This is a genomic window from Tenacibaculum halocynthiae (assembly GCF_964512825.1).
Classification (GTDB): Bacteria; Bacteroidota; Bacteroidia; order Flavobacteriales; family Flavobacteriaceae; genus Polaribacter; species Polaribacter halocynthiae.
This window is the reverse complement of record NZ_CAZELG010000017.1, coordinates 1-15141: the sequence shown is the minus strand read 5'-3', so window position 1 is coordinate 15141 and position 15141 is coordinate 1. Positions and strand designations below refer to the sequence as shown.

The following is a 15141-nucleotide window of genomic DNA, read 5'->3' as shown; positions in this document are numbered from 1 at the left end:
ATTTTAAAAAATGCTCTTTTTTTATAAATAATTAAATAGAATGAAAAAATTATTTTTAGGGGTTTCATTAATATCGATGTTAGCTTGCGCATCAACCAACAAACAACAAACAATTTCAACTCCTCAAACAACTAAAACAAGCAGTAGCACATATTGGCAACAACGTGTAAACTACACAATGGATATTGATATGAATGTTAAAACATATCAATACAAAGGAATACAAAAATTAGTATACACCAATAACTCTCCTGATGTATTAAACAAAGTATTTTATCATTTATACTTTAATGCATTCCAGCCAAATTCTCAAATGGATGTTCGTTCTAGAAACATTAAAGATCCAGATAAAAGAGTTAACGACAGAATTAGCAAATTGTCTCCTTCTGAAATTGGGTATATTAAAGTTAATACATTAAAACAAAATGGATCTGCAGTAAAACATGAAACTGTGGGTACTATTTTAGAGGTTACCTTAAACCAACCTATTCAACCAGGTGAAAGTGTAACTTTTGATATGGTTTTTAACGCTCAAGTTCCTAAACAAATTCGTCGTTCTGGAAGAGGTAACAAAGAAGGGGTTGCTTTATCAATGACACAATGGTATCCTAAAATGGCTGAATATGATTTTGAAGGATGGCATACGCCTCCATATTTAGGTCGTGAATTCCATGGTGTATGGGGTGACTTTGATGTAACTCTTCATATTGACAAAAATTATGTTGTTGGAGGTACTGGTTATATTCAAAACCCTCAAGAAGTAGGTCATGGTTACGAAAACAAAAAAGAAGAACTAAACATTCCTTCAGGAAAAAAATTAACTTGGAAATTTAAAGCTCCTAATGTACACGATTTTACTTGGGCTGCTGACCCTGAGTATATTCATGATACGTATACTATGAAAAATGGTATTGATTTACATTTCTTATACAAAAAAAACTTATCCGCTTTTTATCAAGAAAACTGGAAAAAATTACAACCTAAAACTGCTGAACTAATGAATTACTTTAGCAAACATATAGGAGCATATCCATACAAACAGTACTCAGTAATTCAAGGTGGTGATGGCGGAATGGAATATGCTATGTGTACTTTAATTACTGGTAAACGTAAATGGGGTAGTTTATTTGGTGTTACAGCCCATGAATTAGCACATACTTGGTTTCAATTTTTACTAGCAACCAATGAAAGTAAGCACCCATGGATGGACGAAGGATTTACAACTCACATTTCAAACAAAGCTACCAATGAAATTTTAGAACAAGGAAGAGAAAATCCTCAATCAGGTTCATACAGGCATTATAACTATGTTGTAAACAACAATGCAGAAGAACCTTTATCAACTCATGCTGACAGATACCATACCAACATGGCTTATAGCATGGGAAGCTATTCTAAAGGAAATATCTTTTTAACACAACTTCAATACATTATTGGAGAAGAAAATGTGGCTAAAACTTTAAAAAAGTATTTTACTGATTTTTCTTTTAAACATCCAACACCAAATGATATTAAAAGAACTGCCGAAAAAGTATCTGGAATTCAATTAGATTGGTATTTGAATGAATGGACACAAACTACTCACACTATAGATTATGGAATTAAATCTGTTACTGGTAAAGAAATTACTTTAGAACGTATTGGACAAATGCCGATGCCTATTGATGTTACCGTTACTTATACAGATGGAACTAAAGAATCATTCAATATTCCATTACGTATGATGAGAGGTAAAAAACCAACTTCGGCAAAAACTCTTGAAGACTGGACATTTGCTCACCCAACTTACAGTTTTTCTACATCAAAAAATATTAAATCAGTTGAAATTGATCCATCAAAGTTAATGGCTGATATAAATCAAGAAAACAACGTATTTCAAACTAAATAACTTTTGAAATTAAAAAAGAATAAAAAAGGCGAAGAATATTCAATTTCTTCGTCTTTTTTATTCTTTTAATAATTCCTTTTGAAGATCAGTTGGAGATAACCCTGTGTTCTTTTTAACAAACAAGCTAAAATTTGAAGGACTATCAAAATTATAATTATAAGAAATCTCTTTAAGGTTAGTGTCTTTAAACATTAAATCTCTTTTTATTTCTAAAAGAACTGCATTATGAATAAACTTTAAAGGTGTAATACCATATTTATTTTTCACAATATCAGTTAATTTTTTAGACGTAATATTTAATTTCTCAGCATATTCATTAACCGTTTTGGTATTCAAATTTAGATTTACCAATTCAGTAAACTTAATTAAAGAACGATCATTTGTATTTTTAAACTTTCCTTTTTTAATTGTGCATTCTTCTAATTCATAAAGTAACGTAGATAATAAGTGAATAGATTTTTGTTTCAGAAAAACACTTTCTTCTTTTGTAATATTCCTTATAAGATTTAAAAAGGAAATACCTTTATTTATTAATAACTTATCGTTTTCAAAGATCACTTTAATATCTGAATGGTATTGAAGTGTTAATAATGAACTAACTTCTTCTGAAAAAATAGAGGTATTAAAAAACTGAATTAAAAAACCATCAGCCTCCTCTTCTCTTTTTACTAAATGTACTTGCCTTGGTTTAATTAAATAACAACTATTATCTACTATTGGAACTTTATCAAAATCAATTAATTGGTAGCCTCCTCCTTTAACAAAAAACATAATTTCATAATAATTATGCCTATGAACAACATTATAATCATAGGTGTTTTTATGTGAAATAGGTTCAATATTTATAGTGAACTCATCTTTAATATTATGAAGAGGTATTTGATTGTTTAGCTTCATTAAAAAAAGGGGGTTAAATTAATAAGAAAAACGCTTTTTTTCATAACTCAGTGCCACTAGCACCAAGTTACTTTTGCTAAAAGTATAAATTTAATAGTAATTATGATGAAAAAAATATTTATTACACTTATTCTAATATTTTCTATAAATGTAGTTAGCGCACAAAACACATGGAAAGTTGACAAAGCACACTCTTCAATAACTTTTTCAGTATCTCATTTTATGATTTCTGAAGTTACTGGTAATTTTAATAGTTTTGACATCGATGCTGAAACAAATGAAAAATTTGAAAAACCAGTTTTTAAAGTATCAATAAACGCTGCCAGCATAAATACAAATCAAGAAGGTAGAGATAACCATTTAAAATCTCCTGATTTTTTTAATGTTAAAAAAAATCCTACAATTACATTTAATAGTAGTTCTTTTAAGGATTTAAATAATGGAAACTTCGAAACTAGTGGTACCATTACTATTAATGGAATTGCTAAAGAAATTACTTTTAAAGGAAAATTAAATGGTATTATTAAAGCACGAAGTGGAAAAAATAAAGCTGGATTAAAATTAACCTCAACTATTAAAAGAGAAGAGTTTAATTTAGGTAAAGGAATGTCTCCAATTGGTAAAGATGTTACTGTTACTATTAATATAGAAATGAACCAGCAATAAAAACTCCCTTATCCCTCTTTATTAAAGAGTGATGTTTTTTAAAGTCAAAAACTTGCATAAGTTTTTGACTTTTTTAATTATTTGAATGTATTTTTATACATATGAATCAAATAACAATAGACTTTTCATTCTACAGTATTTTAGATATTCTTTCAATATCTACAGCTTTTATGCTTGGTTTACTTTTTATAACTTCAAAATCAAACAATAAAAAAGCCAATATTTTTTTAGGTTTATTTCTCTGGTCATTAACTATTGAAATATTTGGTTCTTTTAGTCAATCAGTTAATGAACTTGAAAATTACAATAACATTCAATCATCATTATTTACAATCCCTTTTTTACTGTTATATACCATACAAACCTTAAATGAGAAGATTAAAGCTTATTGCTATTTATTATTCATACCCGGGTTTATTTTAAACTTTGTTCCTGTAGAAAATATAGTCACAAAATATTTTGAATATTTATTTAATATTCTGCTCTTAATTAATATTACAATAATTCTTAAGAAAAATCAAAATAGAATTGGTGATTTTTACTCTAACATAGAAAATAAAACATTTGTATGGCTTAAAGCAATAGTATACATATTTTTCACCTTTCATGTTCTTTGGGTTTCAGAAGATATTATCGAGTTAAAAAGTATAAAACTTACCCAATACTTTGCTTTTTTATCAACCATTTTAACCTTTATTATGATTTACTGGATAGGCTATAATGGTTTTACTCAATCTGATTTATTTAAGTTCTCTCTATTTATTAATGACAAAGCCTCTTTAGAAAAAACATATTCAAAAGAATCTTTTAGTATAATCTATGATAAAATTGAAATGGATAAGCTTTTTTTAACTTCTAATCTCACATTAAAAACATTGTCTGAAAAATTAGATATTAGAGAAAAAGAATTATCAAAACTTATTAATACCCACACAAATAAAAACTTTTACAATTTTATAAATCAATTTAGAGTGAATGAATTTAAAAAGCTTCTTTTATCACCTAAAGCTAAACAACTTTCAATTTTGGGTTTAGCAGAAGAAGCTGGTTTCTCCTCTAAATCAACTTTTTATTCTGCTTTTAAAAACCTAGAAGGAATAACCCCAAAACAATACCAAAACAATGTAAAAATGTCCGAATAAGAGTTATTCGGACTCATACTAATACTTCTAATACACTTTTGGTGATAGTTTTGTAGTTAAACCAAAAAACATATAAAATTAGAAGTTATGATTATCACAGTTAATAAAATTATTACTTTTTCACTACTATTCTTTTTTATCTCTTGCTCAGATAACAATCAGGTTAATAGCAATTCAACTTCGTTAGAATCATATTTAAAAGCTAATGCAGATTATGTACATAATATTAATGGTTTTTTCATAGTAGCTAGTGCAGTTAAACCAACATCAAACGAAACAACACCAGGAACAACTGGTAAAGATATTTTTGAGCATAGCGTTCGTTTATTTAGTAATTTCTTAGATCAAAATAATGACGGTTTAGTTGATGATGATAAAAAGGAATTAAACAAATGGTTAGCTCAAAAACTAGTTTTCATATCTGGTCCTTTAACTATGGTTGATAAAATATCAGCAGCAAACCTAGTTGAAGGGAAAGGGTTATACGGAATGAGTATGCAGACAGACAACTGGCCATATGTTAAAAACTATAACGGTAAAGGCTGGGAGTTTGCCAAACTAAACTCTTCCACTTGGCGACCTGAAATTTTTAATGCTCTTTGGGAAGAAACATTCCATACAATTACTGAAGCTTTTAGTAGAACAGACAGCGAGTTTAAATTTACCGAAGGAGGTACTTTAAGAAAGTATATGGATGATGATATTTTAGCAAAAACATATGATATTTCAGAGCAAAATGCTGCTGAAAATGGTAATTATGATAAAGTAACGGCAGTAAATGAATATATCCATCAAATTTGGGCAATCAACTTTGCAGGTCATGGTGACAAATTAAATTCCCACCAAAAAAAAGCATTAAATTTTATGGTTAAAAAAAATGTTCCCATGAAGTTATCAGCATCTTATAAACACATATTAGGTAATAGAGTAAAATAAAAAATAATTAAAAAAATGAGAAAAATCATATATATATTCGCTTTAATCAATGTTATAGCTTGCTCAAGAAATAACATAAACTCAACATTAAATACCAAAATTTCGGTAGGAAATGACCCTAATTTTAAAATCATTAAAAATGATGATTCAGAACTTGCTAGTTTCAATAGAAAAGTAGTTGTATTTGGCATCGATATTTATGCAGCTCCGAAAGTTGAAGATAAAAAACTATTACACGCAGCAAATTTAATGGCACAATATTTAGATAATAATGAAGATGGTATAATTGACAACAAACTTGTAGTAGATAAAATGAAAGAAAATAAAGCGTTTCTTTTTTTATGGAAAACTCAAAATGACATGCCTTCAAACCAACCAGATGGAAGGCTTGGTCAAGATTTAGGTAATGACGAAACAATTCCTGAATGGCACACCAACGGCTATACAGGAAGGTTTGATGCTGCAATCGAAGAGGTTTGGCATATTATAACTCATGCTGGCTATGCTAAAGCGTATCCTTCAATTTTTGGAGAGAACTCGGGAACATCATTAAGTAATGCTATGGATATAGCTAGAGGAGGCAAATTTAATAGTATTCCAAATAATTATCCTACGAATGCTTGGTATACCTATGACGATACTACATGTACTTACGATTGTCAATCTACCGAATACATTTATTGGGCGATGACATCAATTTTAGGAGCGCAAAAAAACAGATTAAATGCTATTCAACATGAATGGAAATTAAACACAAAAGAAAAAGTAAAAACTACTGACAATACTATTTATACCTTATTAACAAATCCAGTTTACAAATTTCCAACAGTTCTGCCTGATGGTACTTATAAAAGGTAAAGTGCATTAAATTAAGGTTTTTAATGAAATATAAATCACCTCAACATTTTTACGTAATTTTGCACTTCAATTTTAGAGAAAATGTCAGAAGAAAAGAAATCATTAAACTTTATTGAACAAATAATTGAAGAAGATTTGGCTAATGGAATGCCTAAAGAAAATTTACGTTTTCGTTTTCCTCCTGAACCAAATGGATATTTACATATTGGACATACAAAAGCTATTGGAATTAGCTTTGGTTTAGGTGAAAAATATAATGCTCCTGTGAATCTTCGTTTTGATGATACAAATCCAGCAAAAGAAGAACAAGAGTATGTTGATGCCATTAAAAAGGATGTAACTTGGTTAGGGTATCAATGGGAAAATGAATTATACTCATCTGACTATTTTCAACAATTATATGATTGGGCAATTCAATTAATTAAAGATGGAAAAGCATATATAGATTCTCAATCTTCTGAAGAAATGCGTATACAAAAAGGAACTCCTACAGAGCATGGAGTTGCTAGCCCATATAGAAATAGAAGTGTTGAAGAGAATTTAGATTTATTCAAACGAATGAAAAATGGAGAGTTTGAAGAAGGCACACATGTTTTACGTGCAAAAATTGATATGACTTCTCCTAATATGTTAATGAGAGATCCATTAATGTATCGTATTCTAAAGAAAGCGCATCACAGAACAGGAAATGATTGGGTTATTTATCCTATGTACGATTGGACACATGGAGAAAGTGACTATATAGAACAAGTTTCACATTCATTATGTTCTTTAGAATTTAAACCTCATAGAGAATTATATAATTGGTTTCGTGATAATGTGTATGAATATAGTAAATCAGCATACCCAAACCCTCCTAAACAAAGAGAGTTTTCTCGTTTAAACTTAAGCTATACTATTATGAGTAAGCGTAAGTTATTAAAACTAGTTGAAGAAGGTGTTGTAAACGGATGGGATGACCCTCGTATGCCTACTATTTCTGGCTTACGCCGAAGAGGATACACGCCAGCTGCTATTCGTAATTTTATTGAAACTGTTGGAGTATCTAAACGTGAAAACATTATTGATGTTGCTTTACTTGAATTTAAAATACGTGAAGATTTAAACAAAACTGCCAATAGAGTGATGGGGGTTTTAGATCCTGTAAAAGTAATAATTGATAACTACCCTGAGGATAAAGAAGAAATTCTAATTGCAGAAAACAATCCTGAAGATGAAAACTCAGGAACAAGAATAGTTCCTTTTTCTAGAGAAATTTATATAGAACGTGAAGACTTTAGAGAAGAGGCTAACAAGAAGTTTTTCAGATTAAAACTAGGTAAAGAAGTTCGTTTAAAAAATGCTTATTTTATTACAGCTACTAGTTGTGAAAAAGATGAAAACGGAAATATTACAGTTATTCACTGTACCTATGATCCGTTAACAAAATCTGGTAGTGGTACTGAAGAGAGCAAACGTAAAGTGAAAGGAACATTGCATTGGGTCTCTATAAAACATGCTGTAAAAGCTGAAGTTAGAGCATATGATAGATTATTCTCTGATGAAGCACCAGACTCTCACAAAGACAAAGATTTTATGGAGTTTATCAATCCAAATTCTTTAGAAAAAATAACCGCTTTTGTTGAACCTAGTTTACAAACTTCAAAAATTGGAGATCGTTTTCAATTTCAACGCCTAGGGTATTTTAATGTAGATGATGATTCTACACCTGAAAATTTAGTGTTCAATAAAATTGTTGGATTACGTGATAATTGGGCAAAAACAAATAAAAAATAAGAATTACACATTTTTAATAAAATAAAAAACACGCTAAATAAAGCGTGTTTTTTTTATTCTATTACAAAACTTTCATTCTGTATCCAATTGGCTCTTAACTTAAATTCCTTAGGAAAATAAATAATACGTTCAGGGTGAATTCTTTTTAAGAAGTTACCAGTATCCCATTTATTATTATTGTTATCATCAATAATTGCTTTTACAGTATATTTTTTAGGCTCTAATAAGTTAAAAGTTATTTTTTTAGAATCTTTAATATATCGCGTTTTTATAACCTTGTTCTTTATCAACAATTGAATAATAACGTTCTTCTTAGTCTTATTTTGAATATCTAAAATTATACTACCATAGTCCTCTACTTCTTTTGTACTAAATTGATAATTTAATGAATCATTTTTTGTTTCATATATATCTTTAAACCCAGCAGGTAAAACACTAAAATCGTAATCCATTTTAGGTTTTTTCTTAAATATTAAAGCTAATTTATTAATGTCCATTCTTTTTAATTGATAAGGTACATTAATAGTGTCTTTATCTACAAAAGAAATTTTTGATGTATCAATAGCTACAATAGGATTATTCCCTTCTAAAAATAATGTATCGTTTAAATGTAAAATTCCACTTACATTCGAATTAATTAGTAGCGAATCAATTTTCTTTTTTCTTAAACGAACAGTAATTGTATCAACAAAATCTTTATTACTAACAATAAAATTTAAAGAGTCTTTTTTTAATGGAGTATACCAATATAACAGCGTGTCTTTCTCCTTTTCATATTGAAAATAAGACTTAAAATTAGCTGGCACTTTTGATAGTAATGATACTTTTAGGTTTTTTCTTTCACCATTAAAACCAAATTGAATTTTTCCTTTAAAAAGCTCTTTTCCTCTTTTAAATTTAAAAGGTTGTTTTTCTTTAAAAATCCTAATATCTTTTTTAATAATACTATCTCTAGGTAACATGATTGTATCTTTCAAAAAACCAATTTTATCAGTCTTAGCATTAAAAATATAATCATTATTTGGTTCTTTTAAAGCCAATAACAAATATTTCCCTTTTTTAATATTTGAAAAGTTAAAATTAGTAGAATCTAGGGTACTAGTAACATAGTCGGGTTTTCTCTTGTAAATAATTGAATCGTTAAAGCTACTATCAATTTTATATAATAAAACACCTATACTATTTGCTGTTTTCTTCTTAAAAGCATCTGATATATTTCCTTTAATTTTTAATGAATCGATATATTTTCCAGTAGACAAAACATATTTAAAACTTTCTAGTTTATTATTCTCATTATTATCTTGAACTGCATTACCAAAATTAAATGTATACGTAGTATTAGCTTTTAAAGTATCTAAAATTTTAATATTTATATATTTACTTGGAGTACCCTGAGGAGTTATTAATGGAGGATTTTTTAAAGGTGGTGAAACCACTAATTGTTTTGTTAATTCTTTTAAAACAATATACTCATCAAAGTAAATACGTATGTTATCTTCCTTAAACTCTATACTTTCATAGGGTGGATTAGCAGTAACCATTATTGGTGCATCTTCATCTTTAGGGCCTCCTTCAGGCCTTCCTTTACGGGCACAACTTGTTATGAAAATAACTAGTAAAAGAATGTAAACTTTAATTATTTGCTTCACAAAATAAGTTTTTAATTCAACATCAAAAGTAGTAAAATAACATAAACGAATGTTTATCCTTTTTCAGTATATGCAATGGTACAAATACTAATACTTATATGCGCTGTTTTTAACAATTCATTACAACATGCTTCCAGTGTAGCACCAGTAGTAACAACATCATCTACTAATAATACATGTTTATTTTTAAAAATCTCAAGGTCGTTCAATTGAAATTTAGTATTATTTTTAGAAAAACGCTCAAACCGCTGATGTAATGTTTGTGTTTTAGCTTTTGATGTACGTAAAAGTTTGTTTGGAATATAAGTAATTTCTAAATCAGTACTTAACGTTTTAGCAAATTTTGTAACTTGGTTATACCCTCTTTGCTTTTCTTTTGAAATATGTAAAGGCACAGGAATTATATAATCAACATTAGAAAAAATGTTTTCCTTTTTTAATTCATAGGCAAACCAACTTCCAAAAAAAACGCCAATGTTTTCTTGATTTTTATATTTTAGTTCATGTATTATTTTTTGTGTAATACCCCCTTTATTATAATATAAAAAAGAGTGTATGCTGTTTATAGGAACTCTACCATAAAAAATAGTTTGTAACATTTGTTGTGTTACCTCGTTATTATTTATAATTGGTAAGCTATGTTTACAACTTGTACATAAAAACAATTCTGTTTTTAATAAGTTTGTTGAACAATTTATACATAAATTAGGAAAAAATAAATAGAATATATCTTTTAAAAATTGCATCTTTACTGGCAAGTTTTTAAGAGAAAGATACAAAAAATTATAACACTTTATTTTGGGGAGAAAATTCAAGTTTTTTAAAGAGGCCGTAAAAAATTATAAAACTTCTGGTACTGTAGTTCCAAGTTCTAAATATTTAGCAAACAGAATGACAACTACAATAAATTTTGAAAAAGCAGATGTTATTGTTGAACTAGGTTCTGGTAATGGAGCAATTACTAAAAATATATTACAAAAAATACAACCTCATACTACTTTAATTTGTTTTGAAATAAATGATGCTTTTTATAATGAATTAAAGAAAATAAATCACCCACAATTAATTGTATTAAAAGAATCTGCCGAAAAAATTGACGAACTACTTAAAAAATTAGGATTTAATGATGCTAGTTATATCATTTCTAGCTTACCCTTAACAATTATTCCTAAAAAAATATCTAATACTATTTTACAAAAAAGTTATACTGCTTTAAATAAAAACGGATTATTTATTCAATATCAATATAGCCTTTCTTACTACAAAAAACTTAAAGATGTTTTTGGAAAAAACATTACTTTAAGTTTCGAAACTTTAAATTTTCCTCCTGCTTTTGTATACAAATGTGCTAAAAAATAGTATTTTAGCGCAGAACACGTTATATTGTTCATCATAATTTCCCCTTAGTGATGGCTGTAAAAAATTTTAAAAACAAAGGTTTAATCGCCTTTTTGCTTTTTTTAATAATTGCAATAGGTTTTTTAGCATATCAAAATGCTAGAGATTTCTCGCAACTTAAAGGCGCCTTTGACTCTGAAAAACAAGAGTTAGAGGGAGAACTAGATAATGTTATTAAAGACTATCAAAGCGCTATTGACAGAAATGACAACTACACTTTAAATCTTAATAAAGAATTACTAAAAGTAGTACTACTTAAAGATACTATTAAAAACTTAAAAACATCCAATTATAGTTTATTAAGGTTTTACAGAAAAAGAATTACTACTTTAGAAGAGGAAAATAAAAAACTATTAGGTAAATTAGACTCTTTAAACTCTATAAACAAGGATCTATTCACTGAAAATGACAGTGTTAAAGGTGTTTTAACAAAAAAAGAACATTTAAATTCAAGACTCTCTAGAAGTAATAGAATTTTAACTAAAAAAGTAGCTTCAGCAGAAGTTTTAGAAGTTGAAAAAGTAGTTATTGATGCCATGAAAAAGAGAAGTAGTGGAAAAATGACTACTACTTATAGATCGTGGAAAGCTTGTGGTTTTAAAATACAATTTGATTTACTTGAAAATAAAATAATTGACAAGGGATCTAAACCAATTCACATACAATTAATTAACCCTAAAAATGAAATAGTTGCTATAAAAGGAAAAGTAAAACTAAAAAATGGTAAAAGAATTATTTTTAGCGACTTTATAAGTGCTGATTACTATAATAAAAAGTTATCTGTAATGTCATTTATTAAAGTTAATAAAGATAAATTAGAAAAAGGAATCTATAAAGTAAACATATATGTAAATAAGATATTTATAAAAAAATCAACTATTAAACTAAAATAAACTTTTAAATCCCCCTTAACATGAATTCAAGAACCATTAAAAATATCGCTTTAATCGTTTTATTAATCTTAATTCTATTTTTAACTCTAAATTCTTTCAAAAAATCTAGTGATCTAAAACATTTACAAAATGTTTTTACAGAAGAAAAAGCTGATTTAAAAAACAATTTAGATGAGATGATTAAAGATTACACTGATGTGGTTATCAGAAAAAAAAGTCTTTCTAAAAGGTTACGTGTAGAAATACAAAAAATGAAAGATTTAAGAGATTCTGTAGCAAACTTAAAAGGAGATAACTATAACTTAATAAGACGCTATAGAAGTAAAATAAGTAGCCTTGAAAGAGAAAACAGAAGGTTATTTATTAAAATCGATTCTCTTAATACAGCAAATGAAGTATTAGCACAAGAAAACGTTATAACAAACGAAATTCTTAGTCAAAAAGAAACAATTAATACTGAATTAACTGAAAAATATAAAAAACTAGAAGAAAAAGTAGCAGTTGCCTCAAAAATTGACATAAGTCCTTTAAAAGCTATTGCTATGAAAGAAAGAAGTAGTGGAAAACTAACTTCTACTTCAAGGTCTAGTAGAACTGATGCTTTTAGAATAAATTTTGATTTACTTGAAAATGAAGTTACAAAATCAGGTAAAAAGATGGTTTATATTCAAATAATTGATAAAGACAAAAAAGTAATTACACCTAAAGGTAAAGCACGTTTAAACAATGGAGCAAGAATTATGTATAGTGATTCTGTTACTGTTAACTATAACAATGACAAACTTAGCTTAGTATCATTTGTATTGGTAAATAGAGATGATATTAATAAAGGGAAGTATACTATTAGCGCTTTTGTTGATGGTGAATATTCTGGTAACTCAGTCGTAAGTCTTAGATAAAAATCTTTAAAAATGAAAAAATGAAGTGAAGATTAAAAAATCTTCACTTTTTTTTATGTAATTAACAATAGTTTAAAAGCTTATTATATTTTTGCAGTATGGCAAAACAAGAAGATCAATTTAAAAAGGTAATATCACACGCTAAAGAATATGGTTATATTTTTCAATCATCTGAAATTTATGACGGATTAAGTGCTGTATATGACTACGCCCAAAATGGAGTAGAATTAAAGAAAAATATTCGCGACTATTGGTGGAAAGCAATGGTACAAATGCATGAAAATATTGTAGGTATAGATGCCTCTATATTAATGCACCCAACCACATGGAAAGCTTCCGGCCACGTAGATGCTTTTAATGACCCTTTAATTGATAACAAAGACAGTAAAAAGCGTTATAGAGCTGATGTTTTAATTGAAGACTATTGTGCTAAAATTGAAAACAAAATTGAAAAAGAGGTTAAAAAAGCTGAAAAACGATTTGGCGACTCTTTTAATAAAGAAGAATTCGTTACAACTAACGGACGCGTTTTAGGATATCAAGAAAAAATTAATACCATTTTAAGTAGGTTAGGTAAATCATTAGAAAATGAAGATTTAGCCGACGTAAAAACTTTAATTGAAGAGTTAGAAATTGCTGACCCTTTAACAGGAAGTAAAAATTGGACAGATGTTAAACAATTTAATTTAATGTTTGGAACCAAATTAGGTGCTTCTGCTGAAAGTGCCATGAATTTATATTTACGCCCTGAAACAGCACAAGGTATTTTTGTTAACTTTTTAAATGTTCAAAAAACTGGACGTATGAAAATACCTTTTGGAATAGCACAAACTGGTAAAGCTTTTCGTAATGAAATTGTAGCTCGTCAGTTTATATTTAGAATGCGTGAATTTGAGCAAATGGAAATGCAATTTTTTGTAAAACCTGGAACTCAAAAAGAATGGTATGAACAATGGAAAGAAAACCGTTTAAAATGGCACTTATCTTTAGGTATAAACAAAGATAACTACCGTTTTCACGATCATGAAAAATTAGCTCATTATGCTGATGCTGCTGCTGATATTGAATTTAAATTCCCTTTTGGTTTTAAAGAGTTAGAAGGTATTCACTCACGTACTGATTTTGATTTAAAAGCACATGAAGAGCATTCTGGTAAAAAATTACAATACTTTGACCCTGAAGAAAACAAAAACTATGTGCCATATGTAGTTGAAACTTCTATTGGATTGGATAGAATGTTTTTAGCTGTTTTTTCAAATTCTTTACAAGAAGAAGAATTAGAAAATGGAACTACAAGAACTGTTTTAAAATTACCTGCAGTTTTAGCTCCTACAAAAGCTGCTATTTTGCCTTTAGTTAAAAAAGATGGATTACCAGAAGTGGCTCGTAAAATTGTTGAAGATTTAAAATGGGACTTTAATCTAGCTTATGATGAAAAAGATGCTGTAGGACGTCGTTACCGACGTCAAGATGCTGCTGGTACTCCTTTTTGTATTACTGTTGATCATGATACTTTAGAAGACAATATGGTTACCATACGTCATAGAGACACCATGGAACAAAAACGTGTTAAAATTGAAGAGCTTAGAGCTATAATTAAACAAGAAGTTGATGTACGTTCTTGGTTAATGAAAATGTAAGTTTTCTACTATATATATTAAAAAGCCTATCATTAATTTGATAGGTTTTTCTTTTGTAGGTTTTAAAGAAAAAAGAGTTCAACAATTGTACTTTCGGTATATTTAACAAACTATAAGAAGTTCGTCATTAGGAATGAAACCTAGTGAAATAAAGTAATCTGATAATTGATTTACAGATAGCTTCTTTCGTTCTCTAGTTTCCGATAGTTTGCAACTAGTGGCCAACAAGTTTAGTTTTATTAAACTAATTTATAAAACTTATAGTATAGATCTGTATCTTCTTTGTCAAAATTCTAATCCTTAATCTTTAAGTTAGTTTTATTGCAAAAAAGCCATAACATTTTACTGTTATGACTTTATATTTTAATATTCTTACCGCTTACTCGTATACGCCACTAGTTAAAAACTAGCCTTTACTTTGTGATAAGGTAACTTATTAAGATATAAGTTATATTTAAAAAGAAAAGTAAAAGTGAACTATGAATGCTAGCTAGTTAGT

General features: G+C 28.0%; 13 protein-coding genes. 10 read left to right on the top strand and 3 right to left on the bottom strand.

What is annotated here, in order from left to right:
- The first annotated feature begins 40 nt into the window (after positions 1-40).
- A complete protein-coding gene (locus ACKTTQ_RS05985) occupies positions 41-1888 on the top strand; it encodes a M1 family metallopeptidase (protein WP_408048662.1) in 1848 nt (615 codons plus the stop codon).
- A 57-nt stretch (positions 1889-1945) separates the two neighbouring features.
- Here ACKTTQ_RS05985 and ACKTTQ_RS05980 read toward each other — a convergent pair whose 3' ends face one another.
- Positions 1946-2785, bottom strand: coding sequence for an AraC family transcriptional regulator (locus ACKTTQ_RS05980; RefSeq protein WP_113786390.1), 840 nt, complete (start codon positions 2783-2785; stop codon positions 1946-1948).
- 102 nt (positions 2786-2887) lie between these two features.
- Between ACKTTQ_RS05980 and ACKTTQ_RS05975 the strand changes: the two genes are divergently transcribed.
- From ACKTTQ_RS05975 to ACKTTQ_RS05955, 5 genes are all read left to right on the top strand, one after another.
- Positions 2888-3451 carry a YceI family protein gene (locus ACKTTQ_RS05975; protein ID WP_093869401.1) on the top strand — a complete coding sequence of 188 codons (564 nt, stop codon included), beginning with the start codon at positions 2888-2890 and terminating at the stop codon, positions 3449-3451.
- 101 nt (positions 3452-3552) lie between these two features.
- Positions 3553-4593: a helix-turn-helix domain-containing protein gene (locus ACKTTQ_RS05970; RefSeq protein ID WP_093869402.1), complete on the top strand. Its 1041-nt coding sequence runs from the start codon at positions 3553-3555 to the stop codon at positions 4591-4593.
- Between the two features lie 87 nt (positions 4594-4680).
- Entirely contained in the window at positions 4681-5529 is an 849-nt protein-coding gene (locus ACKTTQ_RS05965; RefSeq protein WP_093869403.1) for a hypothetical protein, read from the top strand.
- Positions 5530-5544: 15 nt separating this feature from the next.
- A complete protein-coding gene (locus tag ACKTTQ_RS05960; RefSeq protein WP_408048661.1) occupies positions 5545-6387 on the top strand; it encodes a hypothetical protein in 843 nt (280 codons plus the stop codon).
- Between the two features lie 81 nt (positions 6388-6468).
- The gene (locus ACKTTQ_RS05955; RefSeq protein WP_408048660.1) at positions 6469-8163 is read left to right on the top strand and encodes a glutamine--tRNA ligase/YqeY domain fusion protein; all 1695 of its coding nucleotides are present in this window, start codon (positions 6469-6471) and stop codon (positions 8161-8163) included.
- A gap of 53 nt (positions 8164-8216) precedes the next feature.
- Here the strand turns inward: ACKTTQ_RS05955 and ACKTTQ_RS05950 are convergent, their stop codons facing one another.
- Positions 8217-9812 carry an Ig-like domain-containing protein gene (locus tag ACKTTQ_RS05950; protein ID WP_408048659.1) on the bottom strand — a complete coding sequence of 532 codons (1596 nt, stop codon included), beginning with the start codon at positions 9810-9812 and terminating at the stop codon, positions 8217-8219.
- Positions 9813-9865: 53 nt separating this feature from the next.
- A complete protein-coding gene (locus tag ACKTTQ_RS05945; protein ID WP_408048658.1) occupies positions 9866-10558 on the bottom strand; it encodes a ComF family protein in 693 nt (230 codons plus the stop codon).
- Positions 10559-10610: 52 nt separating this feature from the next.
- On the opposite strand from ACKTTQ_RS05945, the gene ACKTTQ_RS05940 reads away from it, so the two are divergent.
- The 4 genes from ACKTTQ_RS05940 to ACKTTQ_RS05925 all read left to right on the top strand — a co-directional run bounded on the left by ACKTTQ_RS05940 (position 10611) and on the right by ACKTTQ_RS05925 (position 14642).
- The gene (locus ACKTTQ_RS05940; protein WP_299132476.1) at positions 10611-11171 is read left to right on the top strand and encodes a class I SAM-dependent methyltransferase; all 561 of its coding nucleotides are present in this window, start codon (positions 10611-10613) and stop codon (positions 11169-11171) included.
- Positions 11172-11221: 50 nt separating this feature from the next.
- Entirely contained in the window at positions 11222-12103 is an 882-nt protein-coding gene (locus ACKTTQ_RS05935) for a hypothetical protein (protein ID WP_408048657.1), read from the top strand.
- Between the two features lie 20 nt (positions 12104-12123).
- Entirely contained in the window at positions 12124-13002 is an 879-nt protein-coding gene (locus tag ACKTTQ_RS05930) for a hypothetical protein (protein ID WP_093869410.1), read from the top strand.
- A 98-nt stretch (positions 13003-13100) separates the two neighbouring features.
- The gene (locus tag ACKTTQ_RS05925) at positions 13101-14642 is read left to right on the top strand and encodes a glycine--tRNA ligase (RefSeq protein WP_408048656.1); all 1542 of its coding nucleotides are present in this window, start codon (positions 13101-13103) and stop codon (positions 14640-14642) included.
- Positions 14643-15141 lie beyond the last annotated feature (499 nt).